This window comes from Acinetobacter sp. ANC_7634, assembly GCF_056779875.1.
Genome location: NZ_JBWYIT010000006.1, coordinates 103,372 through 125,667 on the forward strand (window position 1 = coordinate 103,372; position 22,296 = coordinate 125,667).

Below are 22,296 nucleotides of genomic sequence, written 5' to 3' on the forward strand. Positions count from 1 at the left end.
TTCAAATTTTTTTTGCACGGTTTGTAAGCATTCTTTTCAAGAATCTGTCATCTTGTATTTCGTCTTTAAGCCAAAATCTAAGCCCAATGTGTAAACCTAGATTTATCTAAATTTTGTCTTATTTATAATTTTTAAGAATGTCGTGAGAATTTGAATCGATTAGTCTGATTTTTTGTCAATTCGGCAAATTGAAATTTATGAGAATGAAAGAAGCAACTAAAAATGTGACATGCACGGCGCTTTAACACAATCAAAAGGGATAAAAAGAAAGCTAAAAAATGTCAGAATGATCAAAGCTTAATAAAGTCAAGCTCCCTATACTGACGATAAATTAGAAAAAAGTTTCTTTTTTGTTAAAAAATGGATCGAAAATTAAACGAAACTGGAACTATTTTTTATGAAAATGATAGATCAAGTACCATGAAATTTTGTGATGATCGTGAATCATGAGTTCAAAATGAGGGTATTTATTAAATAAATATTGGGTGGTAATTTAAAAAAGTTCAATTAGAATCCAAAAAATTCACATGAATACATCCAGGGGTATATCGCAGGAATGCGATATCTACTTTAAGAAAAATTAGCTTGAGGAATGCTCATGCAGATCGGAATCCCTACCGAAACTGTAGTTGGTGAAAGTCGTGTAGCTGCGACACCAGAAACAGTAAAGAAGTTAATTGGTGCTGGTCACAGTGTCGTTATCCAACGTAATGCAGGTGTTAAAGCTGCTTATATTGATAGTGCCTATGAACAGGTTGGTGCAAAAATTGTTGATGATGCTTATACCGGCAGTCAATTGGTTTTAAAAGTTCGCGCACCTAAAGGCGAAGAAATACAAAAATTAGCCCCAAACACCACAGTGGTTGCGATGTTTGATCCGTACCGTAATACGGAACTTGATCAATTCGCTGCTCAGCAAGTGTCTGCATTTGCACTTGAGTTATTACCACGTACGTTATCTCGTGCCCAAAATATGGACGTGTTGTCATCACAAGCAAACTTGGCAGGTTATAAATCTGTGCTTCTTGCGGCGGCAGAGTACCAACGTATGTTCCCAATGTTAATGACAGCGGCGGGTACGGTTAAACCAGCTCGTGTAGTCATTATGGGTGTTGGTGTAGCAGGCTTACAAGCGATTGCAACAGCCAAACGTTTAGGTGCTATTGTTGAAGCGACAGACTTACGTCCAACAGCCAAAGATCAAGTTGAATCTTTAGGCGGTAAATGGTTAGACGTACCAATGTCAGCAGAAGAGCAAGCGCGTGCCGATGAAGCTGCAAAAAATGGTTATGGTTGGATGCCTGGTGAACAATATATTAAAGACCAAGCTGCAATTGTAGACAAAGCGGTATCGAATGCTGACATCGTGATCACGACGGCGCTTTTACCAGGTCGTGATGCACCGCGCTTAATTAAAGCTGAAACAGTTGCCAAAATGAAACCAGGTTCAGTCATCCTCGATATGGCAGTTGAAACTGGCGGTAACGTTGAAGGCTCAAAATGCGGTGAAACTGTTGTGACTGATAATGGCGTGAAAATTTTGGGTATTCCAAATATTCCAGCGACCGTTTCTACAGAAGCTTCAGCGCTATATGCACGTAACGTTTATAACTTTGTTGAAACGCTTTTTGATCAAGACAAAAACTACAGCATTAATCAAGAAGATGAAATCCAAAAAGCATTGCTTGTCACTCATGGTGGTCAAGTGCTGTTGAAGCGTGGTTAAGGAGACTGATCATGGTTGAAACTATTACAATTTTTGTCCTCGCAATCTTCGTAGGTTATTACGTTGTTTGGGGAGTGACACCTGCGCTTCACACGCCGCTGATGGCCGTAACGAATGCATTGTCTTCAATTATTATTGTCGGTGCGATGATCCAAACAGTTGGTCTACCTGTTATGGGTGTTGAGGGGGCTGTTGATTTTCAAACCATCAATGTGGTGAGTGTATTAGGTGCGATCGCTGTTTTCTTAGCAAGCATTAATATTTTCGGTGGCTTCGCTGTAACCGCTCGTATGCTTGAAATGTTTAAGCCAAAGCAAAAGAAAAAAGAGGGTTAATACATGGAATTTATTCGTGAGTATGCGGATTGGTTTTACCTAATCGGTGCCGTTCTTTTTATCTTAACTTTGCGTGGCTTGTCTGGTCCTAAGACAGCAATTGCAGGTAACCGTTACGGTATGATTGCAATGGCAATCGCCGTGTTAACAACTTTCTTTGTTGCTGATAATCCTGTGGTATGGATGATTGTCGGTGCAATGGTATTGGGTGCGATTGTTGGTATTGCTCGAGCTCGTACAGTGCCTATGACACAAATGCCAGAAACAGTTGCTCTCATGCACTCACTCGTGGGTCTTGCTGCAGTGTTGATTGCGATCGCTGCAATTATTCACAACAACAAGCTCGTCGAGCTTGGGCCAGACTTACTGGCTGCAAATGGTGTGAACTTCCATGAAATGAGTCGCGTACATTTATTCGAATTATTCGTAGGATGTTTCGTTGGTGCCATTACATTCACTGCATCGGTATTTGCTTATGGTAAATTGGCGGCAAAGAAATGGGCAAAAACGATTTCAGGTGCATGGGTTAAACCTGTTCAAGCTTTGATTTTTATTGCTATGCTAGCAGCAGGGATTCACTTCTTCTTGACGGGTAACATGACCTCGTTCTGGGCAATGACAGCACTTGCTTTAGCCTTTGGTTGGGTATGGATTGCGCCTGTTGGTGGTGGTGATATGCCAGTTGTGGTGTCTTTGCTTAACTCATTCTCTGGATGGGCGGCAGCAGGGATTGGTTTTACGCTTGAAAACAACATGTTAATTGTTGCAGGTTCGCTTGTAGGTTCGTCAGGTGCAATTCTGTCTTATATTATGTGTAAAGCAATGAACCGTTCAATCATCAACGTATTGTTTGGTGGTGCAATGGGTGGTGCTGCAGCACCGACAGTAGCAGCTGGTGCAGCAGTTCAACGCAACTACCGTTCTGGTTCTGCTGACGATGCTGGTTTCTTAATGTCAAATGCAGACAGTGTTGTAATTGTACCGGGTTATGGTATGGCGCAAGGTCGTGCTCAAAATGCGGTGAAAGAACTTGCAAATTTATTGAAAGAGCAAGGTGTAACTGTACGTTTTGCGATTCACCCAGTGGCAGGTCGTATGCCTGGTCACATGAACGTCCTTTTAGCTGAAGCAGATGTTCCGTACGAAGACATCTTAGAGATGGATGAGATTAACTCAGACTTCCCAGCAACAGATGTGGTGTTGGTCATCGGTGCGAATGACGTCGTTAACCCTGCAGCGAAAGATGATCCAAACTCGCCAATTTATGGTATGCCTATTCTTGAAGCACATAAAGCTCGTACCATTATGGTGATCAAGCGCTCTATGGCGACAGGTTATGCGGGTCTTGATAATGACTTGTTCTATAACGACAAAACAATGATGATCTTTGGTGATGCGAAGAAAGTTGTTGAAGATATGACGAAAGCCATTAATGGTACAGGTCACTAATTTATAGACTGTTTTAAAAAAACCACCTTCGGGTGGTTTTTTTATTTTTCATGTGTAGGTTTTCGCCACATTCCCCAAATTTCAGGTGCATCGTAGGGCAGATCGCGAAGGTGAAAGATCACTTCAAATCCATAATGACGATAGAGTCCAACATTGCTTGGTGTTGCAGTTTCTAAATAACATGGGATACCGTGTTGATCGCTCTTGGTGAGAATAGGTGTTAAAACTTTGCTGGCTAAGCCTTGTCCTTGGTGGTCAGGACTTACACCTATGAGTTGTAAATAATAATGCGCCTCACTGGGATGATGTTTCTGCACCAGATTAATGATGTGAATAAATTTCACCAGTTGTCTTAAACCGATAATCTTCGTTAATTGAGGGAGTAGTTTAACCTGCTGAATGAGGTTTAAATCCCACTGATTTGGCGGAATCCAAAGTGCAGCAACTGAGCGATCGGGATTGGTATAGACTTCATCATATGGTTGAGCGATATCTTTCAATTGAATACTAAAGAATTGCTCTAGTTTTTCATGTTTTTGTTGGAAACTCAGTTTTTCAGCTTGGATCGCCCAGTTGCAAAACTCTTCGTTCCAAAAGGATTGCATTAATGTTTCTACTAATGCATCGTGATCTGTTCTTGTGGCTTTTATCATGGTCATATCAAGGTAAACCAAATTAGTGAGTTCTTTTTTGTTGGCTTTATTGTTATAAATTTAAAATGCACAGTATAAAAAAGCGACCAAGAAGGTCGCTTTAATATGTTTATGCTACAGACTCTGTAGTTGAAGCATTACGCCATAAGTTTTCTAAATCATAAAACTTACGTGCTGTAGGTAACATCAGATGTACTACAACAGCGCCAAGATCAACAAGGATCCATTCTGCATCGCTTTCGCCTTCAATACCGATAGGGCGAAAACCTGCTTTACGTGCTTCATCAGCGACGTTGTTTGCAAGCGCTTTCACGTGACGTGTAGAAGTACCTGAAGCAATGACAATTGCATCTGCAACATTGCTCACTTCGCTAACATCAATCGTTGTGATTTCTTTTGCTTTAACGTCAAGCAATGCTTCTTGAACAACTTTTAAGCAAGCTTGAACGTCTTGTTTTGGAGAATTCAAAGAGAGTTCGTGAGAATTAGAAGCGCCGGGCGATGGTTCTAAATTCATGAGAAGTGTATTTTCCTGACTATAACTCATCTTTTACTATAGCGCTTTCTGCTTGAAAATTCAAACTTTGAACAAATTTTATACCACAATATGATGATATTAAAGAAGTTTATTTTTCCATTCGAAAGAATCTGTTGAATGAGATTGGGGGCGATATTCGGCTGCGACAAATCCTTCATACATGCTATTTGCAATGCATTCAAAAATAGCGGGATAGTCAATTATCCCTGTGAGTGGTTCATGGCGACCTGGTACATCTGCAAATTGGATATGCCCAATGTGTTGCATATTTTCTTTGAGTGACAGAATCAGGTCTTCTTGCATTCTAGCCATGTGATAGCAATCGAATTGCATTTTTAGAGCTGGATGATTGACGTCTTTCAGTAACTCTTTGGCTTGATGCATTGTTTGAATCATGAAGTTGGGCATATCAAAGCCATTAATCATCTCAAAAACGGGTTGAATCCCATGCGCTGTGAAGATCTCGCTGACAAATTTAAGATTTGAGACTAAGGTTTCATAGCAGACCTGATATTCAACATTATCTGGTTGCTTGCCAGCCAAAATATTCACTCGAGGTATATTGAGTGAGCATGCATATTCAATCGCTAAGTCAACAGCTTGTTTAAATTCATCAGTTTTACTTGGGATACTTGTTAATCCGCATCCGCCTTGCATTAAATCTCCGGCAGGAACGTTGATGAGACACAAGCTAAGTTGATGTTCATTAAGTTCATGCTGAATTTGCTCAATACTCAGCTCATATGGAAATTGAATTTCTACATGTTGGAACCCATATTCAGCAGCCAGCGCAAAGCGTTCAATGAGTGGAACTTCTGTAAAGATCATCGATAAATTAACAGCGAGCTTCATATTGAATGCGACCTATTTATTGTTTTGTTCAACTTGCAGAATGACTGAGGCAAGGTCTGATTCAGAAAAGCCATTGGATTGATGCGCTTTCAATTGTTCTAAGGCTTGTTGAGCGACAGGAATATTAAGGTCAAATTGTCGAGCCAAACTCAAGGCGTTATTTAAATCTTTAGACAGGGTCTGAACTTTCCATTGCACAGGCTCAAACTCATGCGTTGCCATACGTGGTGTTAAAATTTGAAAAGGTTTAGAGTCGGCGAATCCACCTGCTAAGGCAGGTGCAAGCAGTTGAGTATCAACACCCGCCTGATCTGCTAAAGCAACAGCTTCTGCGATGAGTGTGCTATTTGCAGCAACGATGAGTTGATTACAAATTTTGGTGGCTTGTCCTGTTCCAGTTCCACCCATACAGGTTACACGTTGTGAAAGAACTTGATACATTGGTTGTAAAGATTCGATGATGCTCGATGGTCCGCCAGCAAAAATAACTAAACTGCCATTTTCAGCACCAGCTGTTCCACCTGACACAGGAGAATCTATCCAATGCGCTGATTTAGCAGTTGCACGTTGTGCAAGATTTTTAGTTTTATCCACAGATAGACTCGAGAAGTCCACAATAATCTGCTCGGGTTGAATCAGTGATTCAATTTGAGAAAAAACAGCCTCTACCGCATTGTCATCGGCTAAACAAGTTAGGATCAGATCAAATTGTGCTATCTCAGAGAGTTGAAGGGGATGTGCCCCAAGCTGGATTAACGGCTCACATGCGTTGGGGCTTCTGTTCCAGACAGCAGTGTAAAACCCAGCCTGTATCAATCGAGTCGCCATTCTGCTACCCATTAAACCCATACCTAAGAATGCGATTTTAGTTTGACCGTTAATCATTATTGAAGCTAATCCCTGATCTAAGTTTGAAAACCAATTTATTTGAATTGACGTGGTAGAAATTCCAAATCTGGATTTTTATCTTTTTTACGCGCAATTTGACTGTTTTTGCCAAGGAGTAATTTGAGTTGCCAAATTTTCTCAAGACGAAGTGATTTTTTGGGTGCGTGCTCCATCGCATCTAAGACTTGTTTTACTGCAGCTAAGGCATCAGGTGAGCGCTGCAACATTTCGTCGGCAAGCTGTTGAGCTTTTTGCATCGGCGCGTTATCAACATGTGTGATCAATCCAATTTCTTTGGCATATTGACCATCAAATACACGTGCTGTTAATGATAATTCTTTGGCTAGGTCGACTCCAATAATACCTTTGATTGAGCGTGTTAACCCCATATCTGGAACTAAGCCCCAACGGGTTTCCATAATCGACATTTGGGTGTTGGGGTGAGCAATTCGAATATCAGCCGCTAAAGCCAATTGCATACCTGCACCGAAGCAATACCCTTCAATAGCTGCAATGACTGGAACTGGGAGTTCTTGCCAGATTAAAAAAGCTTTTTGAAATAGACTTTGACCAGGCTTGATGAGTTCCCATGCGGCATAAGCACGATTTTGTGGATTATTCAGGTCTGTTAAATCAATACCTGCACTAAATACGTTGGCTTCACCAGTGAGAATCACACAGCGGATAGTACGATCAGATTTAATTTTTTTTGCGACTTGCACCAACTCTTTCAAAAGTTGAAAGCTCATCGCGTTACGTTTGTCGGGACGATTCAGAAAAACCGTCGCAATTCCATTATTTTTTTCTACACGTATTACAGCCATTATTGTGACTCGATTTTATTGTTCCTTGTTTTAAGCATAACATGTCCAAAATAGACTGTCGTGACAGTAGAGTCATCACGTATTGCCTAATACAGTGTGTTGATCGTCTATTAATGATTCAGAATAGACTCGGCTGCTTCTTTCACTTGTCCAATCGCATGTTTTAATTCATCCAGCCGTTTCATCACATTTTCAATAAATTGCTCATCTGCTTTTCTACGCTCTTTACGCAGCGTTGAAACGAACTGTTCAAATTCACCTGTGATGCTTTGTAAATTCGGAGTGCCGACGTAGCGTGTTGCCCCATATAAACGGTGTAATACATGTTCGAGCTGCGGATAATCTTCAAGTTCGATGAGTTGTTCTATTTCAGCAAGTTCATTCGGGAAGCTGTCCACCAGCATCTTCAATAAATCTTGTGCTAAGTCGTCTTTATTCGCTGCCAATTGAACGCACTGTTTCCAATCTAAAACCTGATGATCTAAGGTTTCGATACGTAAAGTTTTTTCTTGGGATTTAATTGGATGAATAAACTTATCACTGCTCCAATGGGTCAGAATCTGAATAATCTGATCCATTTGGATTGGTTTGGTGACATAGTCATCCATGCCGACTTTAAGTAATTTTTGTTTCTCATCTGCTAAAGCATGTGCTGTGAGTGCAATGATTGGTGTGTGACGTCCCTCGATGGTGGATTCTAACGATCTGATCGCACGAGTCGTATCGATGCCAGACATCACTGGCATTTGAATGTCCATAAATATCAGATCAAACGGCTTTTCATCATTTTGAATCTGTTGTTGTAAAATTTGTAGTGCCTCTTGTCCACTTTGCGCTTTAGTTGTTTGAACATTAATTTCGCCGAGCAAAGCTTCTAAAACGATTAAGTTTGGTAGATGATCGTCTACTGCAAGCACATGTAAATTAAGGGCTTTAAAGTTATCATGAGGTTCTACTTCAAATATTGGCTGATTTTCCAAAAGCTGAATTAATGATGAACGGCTCAGAGGTTGATACAGTGGTCTCGCTTTGTATTCATTCAACATGTTGAGGTCGAGCGCCATCTGATAGCCATATACGGCTAAGTGACCTTGATAACGTCCGCGAATCTCTTTTAATAAAGCCTCTGGATCACCACTGTGATCTACAATCAACCACGTATTTTCAGGTTGATGTGTCAAACCATTTAGACGGCTGAATAAATCTAGAATGGATTGAGCTTCTGTGTGTTCAACACCATAATTTTCTAAATAATGACGTAAAACATTCGCAGTTGCAGGGTGGGCTAAATAGGAGATGACACGCATGTCATGGAATTGCGGATGAATAATTTCATATTCATCAACCGCAAATTTCGCAGTAAACCAGAATGTTGAACCCTTTTCAGTTGGGGCGCGTTCTTGGTTATCTTCAAAGCCAATTTGGCCATGCATCAGATTAACCAATTGTTTTGAGATTGCTAAGCCTAAACCTGTGCCACCAAATTGACGAGTGACGGAAGCATCGCCTTGAGAAAAAGATTCAAATAACCGTTTCCGATCTGTACCACTTAATCCAATACCACTATCTTGAACACTGAAATGTAATAGGCAATGTTCTAGATCGTCATGCTCCATGCGAACACGTACAATAATTTCACCATCAGGGGTGAATTTAATGGCATTTGAAATCAGGTTAGTCAAAATCTGTTTACAACGTAAAGCATCGCCAATCACATACTTTGGAATATTATCGGCATAGTAGAAGGCCATGTCGATATTTTTTTGGGCGGCTAATGGCGACAACATGTCCATAACATCGAAGATCGCTTCTTCTAAATCAAATGATGCGGTTTCTAATTCAAGTTTACCGGCATCAATTTTTGAAAAGTCCAAGACGTCATTGATCAGTGCTAGAAGATGTGCTGATGATTTGCGAATCGTTTGCAAATACAGGCTTTGATCATTGCTGAGATTCTCTTGGCGCAATAACAAGTGAATAAAACCATCGATACTATTCAGCGGGGTACGCAACTCATGACTGATATTGGCAAGAAAAACAGATTTTGCCTGATTGGATGAAATGGCCTGATCGCGTGCTTGTTTATAAGTAATATTTTGCACTTCAAGTGTATCAAGCGTACGTCTTAAATCGTCTTCGGTCTGCTCGGTATGTTCCTTCAGCTCTAAAAAGCTGAAATGTAGACGCTTCACGACATTCGCAATATCACGTTGGAGTAACCTTAACTCGCCAGTACTATTGATGACCATGTGTTGGTCGAGTGTGTCTGCATTGAGTCGCTGTAATTGCATACGTATTTCGTACATAGGTGCAATCCAACGTCGTGAATAAAAGTTCAAGCACAGTAATAAGAGTAAAAGTGTCAACAAACCCGTCGTGATCAGTACAATGAAAACACGATATTGAGAGATGGCGAGAGGTTGATTATCTAGCTCGATAACAAGCCATTTTTTACTTTGATCAGGCGTATTTAATGCTAAGCCATAAATATGATTATGTTGATCTTTAATCGGACCAAATGTTTGTACATTGGTCGGGAAGCTAGGCCAAGGTTTTTCATTGCGATAGCCTAACCCAAAATAAGGTTTTTGTTGTTGGTCTAGGACTGCGACACTGAGTAAATATTTTTCATTAAACATCTTTTGTAAGATGCTTTTAGCGCGGTCTTGTTGCGCTTGTGAGGGGTTTTTTTCAAGCGCAATAAGTAGGTTTTCTGTCGTGTATTTATAACGACTTAAAATTGCATTTGCGGCAAAGCGTTGTTCTGATTTTGCGGAATTAGACGTTTCTGTGAGCACCAGTGCAGAGCCGACGCTTGCCAGTACCGCAATGGGTACAAAAATGAGGGCAATCAATTGCCCATAAGCATGGTTTAGTTTTAAGCGATTGAAGATTTTTTTATTCAAATTCGACATGTGCAGAGTGACTCATTCCCCATGTTGGGCATATTAGCACGCTTTAAAAAAATGATGGTGCTTTAATCACCCTCATTAAAAAGCCTTTGAAATTGATGCAGTGAGATACTTTTTTTCATACAATACCTGCACCTCAATATGGGTGCAAATAATGAGTAATACACAAGTAGATTTTCAATCAGACGATTTTTTATTAGACCACTATGTGGGTAAAACCCCATTGGTTAGGTTACAGCGTCTGGCAAGTCATACTCAAGCGACTGTATTGGCAAAACTGGAAGGTAATAATCCAGCGGGCTCTGTCAAAGATCGCCCAGCATATAACATGATCATGCAAGCTGAAAAACGTGGTGACATTAAGCCAGGTGATACGCTGATCGAAGCGACTAGCGGTAACACAGGTATTGCATTAGCCATGGTTGCGGCAATGCGTGGCTATAAAATGAAATTGATTATGCCTGCAAGCTCTAGTCAAGAGCGCAAAGATGCAATGCGTGCGTATGGTGCTGAGCTTATTGAATCCGAGAATATGGAAGAAGCTCGTGATATCGCATTGCGAATGGAAAAAGATGGTCTAGGTTTAGTACTCAATCAATTTGGTAATCCAGACAATGTCCAAGCACACTATTTGACAACTGGTCCAGAAATTTGGCAACAAACTGGCGGTAAAATTACGCATTTTGTAAGTTCGATGGGAACAACGGGAACCATCATGGGGATTTCAAAATACCTCAAAGAACAAAATCCAAATATTCAAATTATTGGTTTACAGCCATCTGAAGGGTCGAATATTGCAGGTATTCGCCGTTGGCCTCAAGAATATTTACCGACGATTTTTGATGCTTCTCGTGTTGATCAAATTATGGATATTCCACAAATTGAAGCTGAAAAAATGGCTCGTCAATTGGCACGTAAGGAAGGAATTAGTGCTGGTACTTCTTCTGGTGGTGCAGTTTGGGCATCAATAAAAATCGCTGAACAACATCCTAGTGCTGTGATTGCATGTATCGTGTGTGATCGTGGTGATCGTTATCTCTCTACGGGGTTATTCTCTGTAGAAGATGAACAATAAATTCGAGTAAATCTATATGCGCTTACCTGTTTTAGTGTTTGATATTGAAACATTGACCGATCTTAAATCAGGAGCGCATCTATATGGCTTAGATTTACCAGAAGATAGTATTGAACAAGCGCTGAGTAAGTTAAGACGTCAAGAAGCGGGCACTGACTTTCAGCGACTTGCTTTACATGAAATTGTCTGTATTTCAGGACTATGGATTGATGAAAAGGCGGGAATGAAATTATTTTCATTCAGTCGTGAACATTATTCAGAACCTGAAATTTTACAAAAATTTCTATCAATTTTTGATAAACGTAATCCGACTTTAGTCAGTTGGAATGGCTCCCAATTTGATCTGCCTGTTATTATGTATAGAGCAATGTATCATGGGTTGTCTGCGCCAAGTCTGTTTGATCAAGGCGAAATTGATACACAAAAGCGCTATAATAACTACCAGAATCGTTACCATCATCGTCATATTGATTTGATGGATTTTATGGCAATGTTTAATGCGCGTCACTTCCAAAAACTGGATGATGTCGCTTATATGCTCGGTTACCCGGGTAAGCGCGGAACACCAGGTTATTTTATCCCTGAATATGTTCGTAACAATAATTGGATAGAATTAACCAGTTATTGTGAAGGGGATGTTTTAAACACATGGTTAGTCTATCTGCGCTATGTATTGTTAAAAGGACAGATTTTGCCTGAAGATCATCGTCTCTGGATTCAAGCGACGATTCATTATCTTCAAGGTCAACCCCAGCAAACAGAATTTTTGCGTATTTGGCAAGAAACTGCTGAAAAAACTGACTTCACCGCTTCGGATTTTAAATCAACTCAACATTAGGTTATCTCTTTGAAACAACGTGCCACACATCGCTCATCTCAACTTCCTCGTTATACATTTACAGTTGAGAGACTTTCACATGAAGGGCGAGGGATCGCACATTTTCAAGGACAGGAACATCCTCAAGACAAATTGGGTAAAAAGGTTTTTATTCGTTTTGCACTGCCAGGAGAAACAGTAGAAGCTCAAATTACCCATCAGGCAAAAAAATTAGAAGAAGCTGATTGTGTGCAGTTGATTGGGGCGCCGAGTCCAATTCGTACACAGCCAGTTTGTCCACATTTTGGAAAATGTGGAGGCTGTAATATGCAGCACATAAAATTAGATGAACAAATTCGTTTAAAACAATCAGTTTTAGAGTCGCATCTCACCCACTTTGCAGGTGCTCTTCCAGAGTCGTGGCTAGAACCATTGCGTTCGACACGTGAAGATTATCGTCACAAGGCTCGTATTGGCGTTCGCTACATTGCTAAAAAAAATAAACTAGTCATGGGTTTTCGTGAGGTTCAATCTAATCAGCTTACAGAAATTAAAACCTGCAAAATTTTAGATGCAGAGCTAGATGCTGCGTTACCTCACCTCAAGGTACTCCTTGAAAATCTAAAAGCAAAAGCAGATATAGGTCATATCGAATTGGCGAAAGGAGATCAAGAGGTTGCACTTTTGATACGTCATACCAACAAATTACTGCAAAATGATGTCAACCAACTGCGTGAATTTGCGTTAGAAAGATCATGGCAGCTTTATTTGCAACCAGCTGGTGTAAGTAGTGTTCATCGTGCGGATGGTGACCTATCTGAGCGATTACATTACTCACTACCGGATTTTAACGTGACGTTTGGTTTTAAACCGACTGACTTTACTCAGGTTAACCCCACCATTAATCCACAAATGGTGAAGCTGGCATGTGAATTGCTTGACCTGAGCGGAAATGAGCGTGTTCTTGATTTATTCTGTGGTCTAGGGAATTTCTCATTGCCACTTGCACGTTCTGTAACACGGGGTGAGGTCGTCGCGGTGGAGGGAAGTGAGGAAATGGTGATGCGTGGGACAGAAAATGCACTGAAAAACGGCATCACAAACGTAAAATTTTATGCTCAGGATTTAACGCAAGATTTTTCGCAACATTCTTGGGCAAATCAAGGGTTCGATGCACTCTTAATAGACCCACCACGCGCTGGAGCTGAAGAAATTATGCACTATGTGCCAAATTTTGGTGCAAAAAAAATCGTCTATGTTTCCTGTAATCCTGCTACATTAGCACGTGATACAGGGATTTTAGTACAACATGGTTATCAGTTGAAGAAAGCTGGTGTGATGGATATGTTCAGTCATACAGGCCATGTTGAATCTATTGCTTTATTTGAAAAAAGCTAGTGCTAAGTGTTGATTTAATAAAATGAAGATTAGATTTAAAAAAGGAGAAGGGTATGGTCACAGTACGTGAGCAGTTACCTGGACGACTGACTGAGTTGTCTGAGGAAACGACTGTAGAACATGCCGCTGAAGCGCAACTTGGTTTAGCAACTTGGCTAGACCGTGCGCGGATTATTTTAGACGGTGCAGAACTTAAAAAATTAGAAGAAGTCGCTCTTAGTGTTTTAAAAAAAGAACTGACTTCTGATCACCATCATAAAACCAATACCTTCGCGACTGGCTTAGGTATGGCAGATATTTTGGCTCACCTACATGTTGATGAAGATACTTTGTCAGCAGCGATGCTTTATCGTAGTGTGCGTGAGGGCATGACGTCGCTTGAGGAGATTCGTAAAAGCTTTGGTGAAAGTGTCTACAATTTGGTGAAAGGCACTTTGGCAATGGGTAAGTTGTCAGAGCTGATCGAAAAAAATAAACGTTTAGAAGATCACTTCAATAATAATCAGCGTGAACATTTAACTGGGATTTACAAGATGTTGATCTCAGTAACAGAGGATGTTCGCGTTGTATTAATCAAGTTGGCTGAGCGTACGCTGGCTTTGCGTGAGTTGGCAAACTCTCCAAAAGAGCGTCAAGAGCGTGTCGCACGAGAAATTTTGACCATTTACTCGCCCTTGGCGCATCGTCTTGGTATCGCGCAGTTAAAATGGGAACTTGAAGATCTTGCGTTCCGTTATTTAGCACCAGAGCGCTATAAAGAAATTGCATCTTTACTCAATGAAAAACGCTTAGAGCGCGAACAATATATTCAATTCGTGGTCGATAAGCTGAAAAGTGAGTTGTTGAAGCATGGCATTGAGGCTGAAATCTCAGGTCGTGTGAAACACATTTATTCGATTTATCGAAAAATGAAAAGCAAGAACTTAAGTTTCGATCAGCTATATGACATTCGAGCTGTTCGTGTATTAGTTCAAAATGTATCTGAGTGTTATCACGCTTTGGGGATCGTACACCAAATCTGGCGTCATATTCCCCATCAATTTGATGATTACATCACTAACCCGAAAGCCAATGGTTATCGCTCTTTACATACTGCAGTGATTGCTGAAAATAAATCTTTAGAGATACAAATCAGAACCACTGAAATGCATGAAGAAGCTGAGTTAGGCGTTTGTTCTCATTTCAATTATAAAGAAGGTGCGAAAACTACAGATTATTCATTTAATCATCGTTTACACTCTTTACGTTCGGTGCTTGAGCATTATCAAGAGCGAAATGAAGCAGGTGCGCATCCGAATGAAGACGAAACTGAAAATTTCAATCAGCTTCAAGATTTTGAAGATTTTGAAAAAATTTATGTTTTTAGTCGTGATGGTGACATCAAAGAATTACCACGTAATTCAACCGTTTTAGATTTTGCATACCATGTGCATACGGAGGTTGGCAACAAGTGTTATGCAGCACGAGTAAACCAACGTTATGTTCCACTGACTTATACATTAAAAACAGGTGAACAAGTCGAGATTTTGACCAAGAAAGATCGTGAGCCAAATCGTGATTGGTTGGTGAACTCTTTAGGTTATATCAAGACAGCACGTGCAAGAGACAAGTTGCGCCATTGGTTCAGACAGCAAGACCGTAGTAAGAACTTAGAAGTCGGTCGAGAGATTCTCACCAAGGAATTATCACGTCTTGCAATTCACCCAAAAAGTATTGATTTGAGTGATTATTGTGCTCATTTTAACGTTAAAACAGGTGAGGACATTCTTGTATCCTTGGTGAGTGGAGATATCAGTCTTCATGCATTGATTAATCAAGTCAATCGTCATATGCACTTGGATCAAGATGAGCCTGAGTTAGTGCTGAAGCCAGCATTAAATCCACGGGCGAGTCATACATTATCAGCGCATGGGATTCTGATTGACGGTTTGGATAATGTTGAACTACATATTGCACAATGTTGTCAGCCTGTTCATGGTGAGTCGATTGCTGGATATATCACACTCAATCGTGGGGTGAGTATTCATAAGGTGGCTTGTCCGGATTATGTACGTATGATCAGCCAAGAACCTGAACGCGCTGTTGAAGCAGATTGGGAAATGCAACCGACAAGAGGGCAGAGTGTCCAAATTGTGGTTGAGGCTTATGATCGTCGAGGACTGCTGAAGGATCTAACCCAAGTGATTTTTTCAGATCAGATTAATATTCGCCAAGTGAATACCATTTCCGAAGCGGATGGTATTGCCAATATGAAACTATTGATTGAGGTCAAAGGTTTGGCTCAATTGTCTCGCTTGTTGGCTCGATTGGAACAGCAACCAGGCATCATTAGCGCAAGACGTTTGGTTCAAGGAAATTAAAAAAAAGCCTGCTTTAGCAGGCTTTTTTATGACTGATCACTCAAATAGAGTTAAATCAGATTTTGCATTTTTTAGAACCTTGATAGATTCCAATATTATCGATGTTTGCTTGCGATGCAGCTTTGATCTGTTGCTGTAATGGAATATTTGCAGCATCAGAAGTATCGCTTTCACCCGCTACAGAGTTTGCAACTTGCCCCATTTTTGTTGCTTTTTCTGAGTTGCCACCGAAAGTAGATAATGCATTACCTGCCATACCCGCCCATTTGCTCAATGATTTAGCTGGCGTTTGAGTTGCAGCAGCTGCAATATTTTTATCAGCATTTTCTAAGTTACGCTTAGCATTGGCTTTTTCAACAGCTAGTGTTGCACAATCCATTGCCTTGAGTTCAGCAGTTGAGTGTTGTTTCGTTGGTAGTTCACCCGAAGCTTGAGCAAGAGTCGTTGTTAAAGCAGTAGCGATAGCTAAAGTTAAAATTTTTTTCATTATATATTCTCATTTGTAACGCATTGTTATAAATGCCCCTGTTGGGGCGAGAGAATATTACACAAATGTGACTAATTTGTCATTTCTTTTTACTTAATATTAAATTTGTCACTCTATTGAACAATTGAGGACTGAATCTTGACAGGTGATACATCAGTTCAGTTTTGATGCCAACCGTATGGTGAGTCACGGTCAAGTGATGGTTTTTTAAACGTGCGACACGGTAAATTTCCTGAGCAACGTCTTGGGCGCTGAGACTGACTCCCATATTTTGAATCGTACCCGCATCCATGCCTTTTACCATGGCAGTCTGAACAAATAATGGCATGATGTCTAATACGCGTATTCCATATTTTTGCCATTCAACATCAAGTCCTTCTGTAATGCCGCGAACAGCAAATTTACTTGCTGAATAGGACACTAAATCAGCTTGACCATAGATAGCAGAAGCAGAGGACATATTGATGATACGTGCGTGGGAGGCCTGTTTTAAGAAAGGGAGCGCAGCATGACAGCCATTGAGAACGCCGTTAACATTGATATTAAATGTTCGATGATGCGATGAGATATCTGTATTTTCGAATGCCCCTGAATATAAGATGCCAGCATTATTTAATAATATATTTATTTCACCAGCCCATTCGTTGAACTCAGTTAAAGCACTTTGCCATTGGTCGTATTGGGAAACATCTAGCAAACCCGCTTTAGCATTTGGCCCTAAAGATCGAGCCAATTGTTCAGCTTGTTCGAGATTGATGTCATAAATACCGACTTTATAACCTTGCTGATAGAATAGTTTTGCGGTAGCTGCGCCAATCCCTTGAGCCGCGCCACTGATAAAAATGCTAGATGTCATCGAAAATCCTTGTTGTTTTACATCATTTTATGTTCCTAGTTGAGCATAAGATTGTTCATTGAATCAACAATATCTTTAAACTCATCATTCACTAGAGATCAACTTTCATGGAAAAACTTTTAAATATCATGCAAGAGCTTCGTGCGAAATGTCCATGGGATCAAAAACAAACGCCTGAAAGCTTGACTCGCTATGCGATTGAAGAGGCTTATGAGGTAGAAGAAGCAGTTCGATCACAAAATACAGCGCATGTAAAAGAGGAATTGGGAGATCTTCTGCTGCAAGTTGTATTTCAATCGCAAATGTATAGTGAGCAAGGAGCATTTAATTTTCATGATGTGGTGGAAACACTGTGCGACAAGTTGATTCGAAGACATCCTCATGTCTTTCAATCGGCTCAGTTTGAACAACTGAATGAACAGCAGGTGAGTGAACTTTGGCAAAAAATTAAGGCTGAAGAGAAAAAAGACAAAACTAAATCACGTTTAGATGAAATTAAAGCGGGTCCTGCCTTAGATCAAGCCGAGCAAATTCAAAAAAATGTAGCTCAGATTGGATTTGATTTCGAAAATGTTGAGCAAGCGTATGAAAAGTTAGATGAAGAGTTATCTGAATTGAGAGAGGCGCTCAACCATCAAAATTCCGACGAAATACAAGAGGAGTTTGGAGATTGTTTATTTTCTTTAATCAATGTTGGACGTAAAATCGGCATTTCAAGTGAGATGGCTCTACTTGGAACCATCCACAAATTTAAACAACGTTTTTCATACATTGAGTTGCAGGCAAAAAATAGAAATACGCCCATTGAAAATATGAGTCTCAAAGAAATGGACCAATTGTGGGATCAGGCAAAAGTGTATCTAAAGCAACATAACAATAAAATTCAGGTTCAACATGAATAGCATCATTTCTTTTCTTCTTCTGATATTTACTGCATGTGTGAGTTTAATCAGTTCGGCATATCCACAACAGTTTGATCAATCTTACTTAAAATGGAAAGCAGAGCAAGAAGCTCATGATCAACGACTTAACCGGCAAAGTGCGAACCATTATTTATCTCGACCAGCCGTAAATACATCATCAAAGCAAGCAGCTGGTGGTGTCGGGCAATCAACTAAAGTTCGTCTTAATACGGCTTCAATGGTTGAACTACAAATGATTAAAGGAGTGGGTGAGAAGAAAGCTGCTGCAATTATTGAGTATCGGCAAAAGCATGGCAGTTTTAAGTCAGTAGATGAACTTCAAAATGTCAAAGGAATAGGTCCAAAGTTTATCGAAAAGAATCGCAACCAGTTAGCCCTCTAACACATTTTTATAGAGATCAAATGGCACTAAGGGGTGTTGAAATTTAATCAATTTTGACGGTGAATCTTGGAGAATAAAATTGCCCTTTGATTGTGTTAGAGCTATGATTAGCACAATTATGATTTTACGTTCTGACGTAGGAGACAGCGTCTTTTGCAAACTTTGCACGCGTCAAAGTGCGGTTTATCCACTGCACAATTACCTTCTTCCATTTTAGATGTTATTGATTCTTTAACTAAAGCCGGCTATGAAGCCTATATCGTCGGTGGTGGTGTCCGTGATTTGATGCTTGGACTTGCGCCTAAAGATTTCGATGCTGTAACCAATGCGACACCTTCACAAATTAAAGAAGTATTTGGTCGTCGTTGCCGAATTATTGGTCGTCGTTTTGAGTTGGCTCATGTCTATTCTGGTCGTGAATTAATTGAAGTGGCCACTTTCCGAGCTCCTCCTAAAAAAGCAGTGACTTCTGCTGCAGGGATGATTCTAAGAGATAATAATTGGGGCTCAATTGAAGAAGATTTTGCTCGTCGAGATTTCTCAATCAATGCGATGTATTACCAACCGCGTAAGGGTATCGTTCTTGATTTCTGTAACGCTATTGATGATATAAAAACAAAAACATTGCGTTTATTGGGGGATCCAAAGTTACGTTTTGAAGAAGATCCAGTTCGTATGTTACGAACACTGAGATTTGCTGCGAAACTTAACTTTAAAATTGATCCTGCAATTTTAGATGTATTTACACCTGAGGCAACCTTGCTTTTACGTGATGTATCACCGCATCGTTTATATGATGAATCTCAAAAGTTATTCACAATGGGGCATTTGAATCGTGTGCTCCCGATGTTGATTGAGTTTGGAATCTGGAAGCAATTATTTGCAGATATTCCTCCTCATATTGATGCATTTATTGAACGTGCAGCGAAAAATACAGATCAGCGAATTCAAATTGGTAAAACGATCAACCCTGCATTTTTCTATGCGGTATTGTTGTGGAAACCATTCCTTGAGCGTTGTGATTTTTATATGCACAAAGGTGTTGTGGCAGCTGAAGCACGTGCTCAAGCTGGCTTAGATGTGCTGAAGCGCCAAGCGACACGCACGATTATCCCGCGTTTTGCAGAAACATTTATTCGTGAAGTTTGGGAAATGCAAACTCGTTTGTTGAACCCAAAACCTCAGCAAATTGAAGCACTCTCAGGTCATGCTCGTTTTAGAGCAGGTTTTGACTTTATGTTGCTGCGTGAAAAGTCTGGAGATCAGACGACCAATGGCATGGGTCAATGGTGGGATGCTTATCAGTTGATGTCTTTGGACGAAAAAGAGCGTGTGATTGCGCAGTACAATCGTCAACGGACTAAATCACGACGTAAAGTTGCCGTGACCGAAGATGTTGCGGAAACAAAGCCTCAGCAGATTGAACCGCTAGTTAAAGAAACGGAGTCACGTAGCCGCCGCAGTCGTAAGGCCGCTTCAGCGAATGAGCGAAGAACAGAGCAAAATGCGAGTATCGCTTTGGATAATGGTATTGCAGCTGATCATCCTATTTTGAAGCGTAAACGTGTCAAACGCGATTTAAATACAGTGGTGTTTGGTCCTATCCAATGACAGTACGAACATATATTGGACTGGGAAGTAATTTAGGTGATTCTCAGCAGTTGATGGCAGAAGCCTATACGAAACTGGCAATGCTGGGTATGGTGAAAGCATCAAGGCTTTATCATAGTCCACCTATGGGTCCTCAAGACCAACCACATTACCACAATGCGGTCGTTCGTTTAGATACGAGTCTAACGGCGCTTGAATTATTGGATGAATTACAAAAAATAGAAAATGAAGCAGGGCGGGTGCGTTTACGTCGTTGGGGTGAACGCACACTCGATTTAGATCTATTGTTATATGGTGATCAAACGATTCAAAATGATCGCTTAACTGTTCCGCATATCGGGATATTTGAGCGAGATTTTGTCATACTGCCGTTATTAGATCTGGATGTCGAATTAGAAATTCATGGACAGAAAATTCGAGAAACGAATATTGCAAAACACAGCCAATTGGATGTTTTAGCAGATTCATCTTGGATCAATATTTAAACTTTAAAATGTTCTAAGGAACTGTGTTAGAGGGCATCTTATGATCAGTCTGAGCGATTTAAGACAATTCAAACAGCAAGGTCGAAAATTTTCATGTCTGACTTGTTATGACGCCAGTATGGCGAAGGCAATGGAAATTGCTGAAATAGATACCATTTTAATTGGTGATTCGCTTGGGATGACTATTCAAGGCCATGATTCAACGTTGCCTGTGAATGTGGAAGATATGGTCTATCACACCTCAGTTGTACGTCGTGGAAATAACCATGCTTTCATCTTAACTGATCTGCCTTTTATGAGTTATGCCACACTTAATGATGCACTAGTAAACTCGAAAAAAGTGATGCAGGCTGGCGCACAAATGGTCAAGCTTGAAGGTGGTGCTTGGCTTGCTGAAACGGTAGAAGTATTGACTCGCAATGGTATTCCAGTGTGTGTCCATCTTGGACTAACGCCGCAATCCGTTCATGTATTTGGTGGCTATAAATTACAAGCCAAAACGCGTGAAGCTGCGGATCAACTGATTGCTGATTGTAAAGCCGTTGTTGAGGCTGGGGCTGCAGTGTTATTGCTAGAGTGTGTACCTGCACAATTGGGTCAAGAAATTACAGAACTATTTCCGCATGTACCTGTGATTGGTATTGGTGCTGGGGCACAAACCGATGGGCAAGTTCTGGTTGTTCAAGATATGCTGGGATTAAACTTCGGTCGTGTTGCACGTTTTGTACGTAATTTTATGAAAGAACAGTCTGGTGAAACAGCCATTCTTGATGCAATCAAATCGTATCATGCTGCTGTACTAGATCAATCTTTCCCTGCTAAAGAACATACGTTCCAAGTTGAGCTTTAATCATGAAAACTGAAACAACAATCCATGGTTTAACCGCATCACTTCATGCTGCTCGTCAAGCACGAAAGACTATTGGTTTTGTCCCGACCATGGGGAATCTACATCAAGGTCACTTAAATTTAGTACGTGAAGCACGTAAATTATGTGATGTGGTTGTGGTCAGTATTTTTGTGAATCCGATTCAATTTGGCCCAAATGAAGATTATGACAGTTACCCACGCACACTTGATCAAGATAGTCAGTTGTTGGCTGAAGAGGGTTGTGACATTATTTTTGCACCTTCAGTTGAGCAAATGTATGGCAGTCAACCTCGCTTAACTAACATTAGTGTCGGTCAAATCACCAATGATTTATGTGGTGCTCAACGTCCGGGGCACTTTGATGGTGTTGCGGTAGTGGTAACGAAGTTATTTAATATCGTACAACCACATTTTGCATTCTTTGGTCAAAAAGACTACCAGCAGTTGGCTGTGATTAAGACAATGGTACGTGACTTGAACATGCCGATTGAAATTATTGGTGTGCCAATTGCACGTGCTGAAGATGGTTTGGCATTAAGTTCACGTAATGGTTATCTTTCGGCTGAACATCGTCAAATTGCACCAGTGATTTATCAATCTTTAAAAACTGCTGAAACAAATTTAAAACAAGGTCAAGCGCTTACAGAGGTTCTTGCTGAGATAAAATCAACTTTAAGTAATGCTGGCTTTGTCGTGGATTATGTTGAAGCACGTAATCCAATGTTGCAGGCAGTTGAGCAATTTGACCAAGATATTGTGTTATTTGTTGCTGCGAAAATTGGCTCGACACGCTTGATCGACAATTTACAAATCAGTCATTAAAACAGGATTAAACTCGATGATGATCGTCAGGTG

Annotated in this window: 21 protein-coding genes; 13 read left to right on the forward strand and 8 right to left on the reverse strand. The window is 40.4% G+C overall.

Annotated features, from left to right (window positions below):
- The first annotated feature begins 598 nt into the window (after positions 1-598).
- The 3 genes from AC1M9A_RS08170 to AC1M9A_RS08180 are packed head-to-tail and all read left to right on the forward strand — an operon-like array spanning position 599 to position 3,510.
- Positions 599-1,726 carry a Re/Si-specific NAD(P)(+) transhydrogenase subunit alpha gene (locus tag AC1M9A_RS08170; RefSeq protein ID WP_035265315.1) on the forward strand — a complete coding sequence of 376 codons (1,128 nt, stop codon included), beginning with the start codon at positions 599-601 and terminating at the stop codon, positions 1,724-1,726.
- Positions 1,727-1,737: 11 nt separating this feature from the next.
- The gene (locus tag AC1M9A_RS08175) at positions 1,738-2,061 is read left to right on the forward strand and encodes a proton-translocating transhydrogenase family protein (RefSeq protein WP_035265316.1); all 324 of its coding nucleotides are present in this window, start codon (positions 1,738-1,740) and stop codon (positions 2,059-2,061) included.
- A gap of 3 nt (positions 2,062-2,064) precedes the next feature.
- Positions 2,065-3,510 (forward strand): NAD(P)(+) transhydrogenase (Re/Si-specific) subunit beta, encoded by a 1,446-nt coding sequence (locus AC1M9A_RS08180; RefSeq protein ID WP_481610006.1) that lies wholly within the window; start codon positions 2,065-2,067, stop codon positions 3,508-3,510.
- Positions 3,511-3,551: 41 nt separating this feature from the next.
- Here AC1M9A_RS08180 and AC1M9A_RS08185 read toward each other — a convergent pair whose 3' ends face one another.
- From AC1M9A_RS08185 to AC1M9A_RS08210, 6 genes are all read right to left on the reverse strand, one after another.
- Positions 3,552-4,169 carry a GNAT family N-acetyltransferase gene (locus AC1M9A_RS08185; RefSeq protein WP_481590354.1) on the reverse strand — a complete coding sequence of 206 codons (618 nt, stop codon included), beginning with the start codon at positions 4,167-4,169 and terminating at the stop codon, positions 3,552-3,554.
- A gap of 103 nt (positions 4,170-4,272) precedes the next feature.
- Positions 4,273-4,680 (reverse strand): ribosome silencing factor, encoded by a 408-nt coding sequence (gene rsfS, locus AC1M9A_RS08190; protein ID WP_481610023.1) that lies wholly within the window; start codon positions 4,678-4,680, stop codon positions 4,273-4,275.
- Between the two features lie 99 nt (positions 4,681-4,779).
- Positions 4,780-5,553, reverse strand: coding sequence for a hydroxypyruvate isomerase family protein (locus AC1M9A_RS08195; RefSeq protein ID WP_481610007.1), 774 nt, complete (start codon positions 5,551-5,553; stop codon positions 4,780-4,782).
- 12 nt (positions 5,554-5,565) lie between these two features.
- Positions 5,566-6,441, reverse strand: a complete 876-nt coding sequence (locus tag AC1M9A_RS08200) for an NAD(P)-dependent oxidoreductase (RefSeq protein WP_481590400.1) — start codon at positions 6,439-6,441, stop codon at positions 5,566-5,568.
- A gap of 35 nt (positions 6,442-6,476) precedes the next feature.
- The gene (locus tag AC1M9A_RS08205; RefSeq protein WP_092768311.1) at positions 6,477-7,265 is read right to left on the reverse strand and encodes a crotonase/enoyl-CoA hydratase family protein; all 789 of its coding nucleotides are present in this window, start codon (positions 7,263-7,265) and stop codon (positions 6,477-6,479) included.
- A gap of 110 nt (positions 7,266-7,375) precedes the next feature.
- Positions 7,376-10,180 carry a GacS-like sensor histidine kinase gene (locus tag AC1M9A_RS08210; protein ID WP_481610008.1) on the reverse strand — a complete coding sequence of 935 codons (2,805 nt, stop codon included), beginning with the start codon at positions 10,178-10,180 and terminating at the stop codon, positions 7,376-7,378.
- A gap of 151 nt (positions 10,181-10,331) precedes the next feature.
- Here AC1M9A_RS08210 and cysM point away from each other — a divergent pair, with 151 nt between their 5' ends.
- Genes cysM through AC1M9A_RS08230 form a run of 4 tightly spaced genes read left to right on the forward strand, consistent with a single transcriptional unit; the run spans position 10,332 to position 15,827 of the window.
- Positions 10,332-11,252, forward strand: coding sequence for a cysteine synthase CysM (gene cysM, locus AC1M9A_RS08215; RefSeq protein WP_035265328.1), 921 nt, complete (start codon positions 10,332-10,334; stop codon positions 11,250-11,252).
- A 16-nt stretch (positions 11,253-11,268) separates the two neighbouring features.
- Entirely contained in the window at positions 11,269-12,090 is an 822-nt protein-coding gene (locus AC1M9A_RS08220; protein ID WP_035265329.1) for a 3'-5' exonuclease, read from the forward strand.
- 9 nt (positions 12,091-12,099) lie between these two features.
- Positions 12,100-13,467 carry a 23S rRNA (uracil(1939)-C(5))-methyltransferase RlmD gene (rlmD, locus tag AC1M9A_RS08225; protein ID WP_481610009.1) on the forward strand — a complete coding sequence of 456 codons (1,368 nt, stop codon included), beginning with the start codon at positions 12,100-12,102 and terminating at the stop codon, positions 13,465-13,467.
- A gap of 53 nt (positions 13,468-13,520) precedes the next feature.
- On the forward strand, positions 13,521-15,827 hold the full coding sequence (locus AC1M9A_RS08230) for a RelA/SpoT family protein (protein ID WP_035265331.1): 2,307 nt from the start codon (positions 13,521-13,523) through the stop codon (positions 15,825-15,827).
- Between the two features lie 55 nt (positions 15,828-15,882).
- Here AC1M9A_RS08230 and AC1M9A_RS08235 read toward each other — a convergent pair whose 3' ends face one another.
- Positions 15,883-16,314 (reverse strand): hypothetical protein, encoded by a 432-nt coding sequence (locus AC1M9A_RS08235; RefSeq protein ID WP_035265332.1) that lies wholly within the window; start codon positions 16,312-16,314, stop codon positions 15,883-15,885.
- A 79-nt stretch (positions 16,315-16,393) separates the two neighbouring features.
- Positions 16,394-17,170 carry an SDR family oxidoreductase gene (locus tag AC1M9A_RS08240; protein WP_481610010.1) on the reverse strand — a complete coding sequence of 259 codons (777 nt, stop codon included), beginning with the start codon at positions 17,168-17,170 and terminating at the stop codon, positions 16,394-16,396.
- 107 nt (positions 17,171-17,277) lie between these two features.
- On the opposite strand from AC1M9A_RS08240, the gene mazG reads away from it, so the two are divergent.
- The 6 genes from mazG (at position 17,278) to panC (ending at position 22,263) form a co-directional block, all read left to right on the forward strand.
- Positions 17,278-18,072 (forward strand): nucleoside triphosphate pyrophosphohydrolase, encoded by a 795-nt coding sequence (gene mazG, locus AC1M9A_RS08245; protein WP_481587553.1) that lies wholly within the window; start codon positions 17,278-17,280, stop codon positions 18,070-18,072.
- Positions 18,065-18,475 (forward strand): ComEA family DNA-binding protein, encoded by a 411-nt coding sequence (locus tag AC1M9A_RS08250; RefSeq protein ID WP_092768325.1) that lies wholly within the window; start codon positions 18,065-18,067, stop codon positions 18,473-18,475. The genes mazG and AC1M9A_RS08250 overlap by 8 nt, the downstream gene beginning before the upstream one ends.
- Before the next feature lie 153 nt (positions 18,476-18,628).
- Positions 18,629-20,086: a polynucleotide adenylyltransferase PcnB gene (gene pcnB, locus AC1M9A_RS08255; RefSeq protein ID WP_481588712.1), complete on the forward strand. Its 1,458-nt coding sequence runs from the start codon at positions 18,629-18,631 to the stop codon at positions 20,084-20,086.
- Positions 20,083-20,571 (forward strand): 2-amino-4-hydroxy-6-hydroxymethyldihydropteridine diphosphokinase, encoded by a 489-nt coding sequence (gene folK, locus AC1M9A_RS08260; RefSeq protein ID WP_481591534.1) that lies wholly within the window; start codon positions 20,083-20,085, stop codon positions 20,569-20,571. Before pcnB ends, folK begins: the two co-directional genes overlap by 4 nt.
- Before the next feature lie 40 nt (positions 20,572-20,611).
- Complete coding sequence (gene panB / locus AC1M9A_RS08265) at positions 20,612-21,421, forward strand: 3-methyl-2-oxobutanoate hydroxymethyltransferase (RefSeq protein ID WP_179998618.1); 810 nt, start codon at positions 20,612-20,614, stop codon at positions 21,419-21,421.
- Positions 21,422-21,423: 2 nt separating this feature from the next.
- Positions 21,424-22,263: a pantoate--beta-alanine ligase gene (gene panC / locus AC1M9A_RS08270; RefSeq protein ID WP_481591532.1), complete on the forward strand. Its 840-nt coding sequence runs from the start codon at positions 21,424-21,426 to the stop codon at positions 22,261-22,263.
- Positions 22,264-22,296 lie beyond the last annotated feature (33 nt).

Coding starts and splice junctions, on each gene's coding strand:
- folK (WP_481591534.1), top strand. CDS start 20,083: ATGACAGTACGAACATATATTGGACTGGGAAGTAATTTAGGTGATTCT.
- panC (WP_481591532.1), top strand. CDS start 21,424: ATGAAAACTGAAACAACAATCCATGGTTTAACCGCATCACTTCATGCT.
- cysM (WP_035265328.1), top strand. CDS start 10,332: ATGAGTAATACACAAGTAGATTTTCAATCAGACGATTTTTTATTAGAC.
- AC1M9A_RS08230 (WP_035265331.1), top strand. CDS start 13,521: ATGGTCACAGTACGTGAGCAGTTACCTGGACGACTGACTGAGTTGTCT.
- panB (WP_179998618.1), top strand. CDS start 20,612: ATGATCAGTCTGAGCGATTTAAGACAATTCAAACAGCAAGGTCGAAAA.
- AC1M9A_RS08185 (WP_481590354.1), bottom strand. CDS start 4,169: ATGACCATGATAAAAGCCACAAGAACAGATCACGATGCATTAGTAGAA.
- mazG (WP_481587553.1), top strand. CDS start 17,278: ATGGAAAAACTTTTAAATATCATGCAAGAGCTTCGTGCGAAATGTCCA.
- AC1M9A_RS08180 (WP_481610006.1), top strand. CDS start 2,065: ATGGAATTTATTCGTGAGTATGCGGATTGGTTTTACCTAATCGGTGCC.
- AC1M9A_RS08195 (WP_481610007.1), bottom strand. CDS start 5,553: ATGAAGCTCGCTGTTAATTTATCGATGATCTTTACAGAAGTTCCACTC.
- AC1M9A_RS08210 (WP_481610008.1), bottom strand. CDS start 10,180: ATGTCGAATTTGAATAAAAAAATCTTCAATCGCTTAAAACTAAACCAT.
- AC1M9A_RS08175 (WP_035265316.1), top strand. CDS start 1,738: ATGGTTGAAACTATTACAATTTTTGTCCTCGCAATCTTCGTAGGTTAT.
- AC1M9A_RS08220 (WP_035265329.1), top strand. CDS start 11,269: ATGCGCTTACCTGTTTTAGTGTTTGATATTGAAACATTGACCGATCTT.
- AC1M9A_RS08170 (WP_035265315.1), top strand. CDS start 599: ATGCAGATCGGAATCCCTACCGAAACTGTAGTTGGTGAAAGTCGTGTA.
- AC1M9A_RS08250 (WP_092768325.1), top strand. CDS start 18,065: ATGAATAGCATCATTTCTTTTCTTCTTCTGATATTTACTGCATGTGTG.
- AC1M9A_RS08240 (WP_481610010.1), bottom strand. CDS start 17,170: ATGACATCTAGCATTTTTATCAGTGGCGCGGCTCAAGGGATTGGCGCA.
- AC1M9A_RS08205 (WP_092768311.1), bottom strand. CDS start 7,265: ATGGCTGTAATACGTGTAGAAAAAAATAATGGAATTGCGACGGTTTTT.
- AC1M9A_RS08235 (WP_035265332.1), bottom strand. CDS start 16,314: ATGAAAAAAATTTTAACTTTAGCTATCGCTACTGCTTTAACAACGACT.
- rsfS (WP_481610023.1), bottom strand. CDS start 4,680: ATGAATTTAGAACCATCGCCCGGCGCTTCTAATTCTCACGAACTCTCT.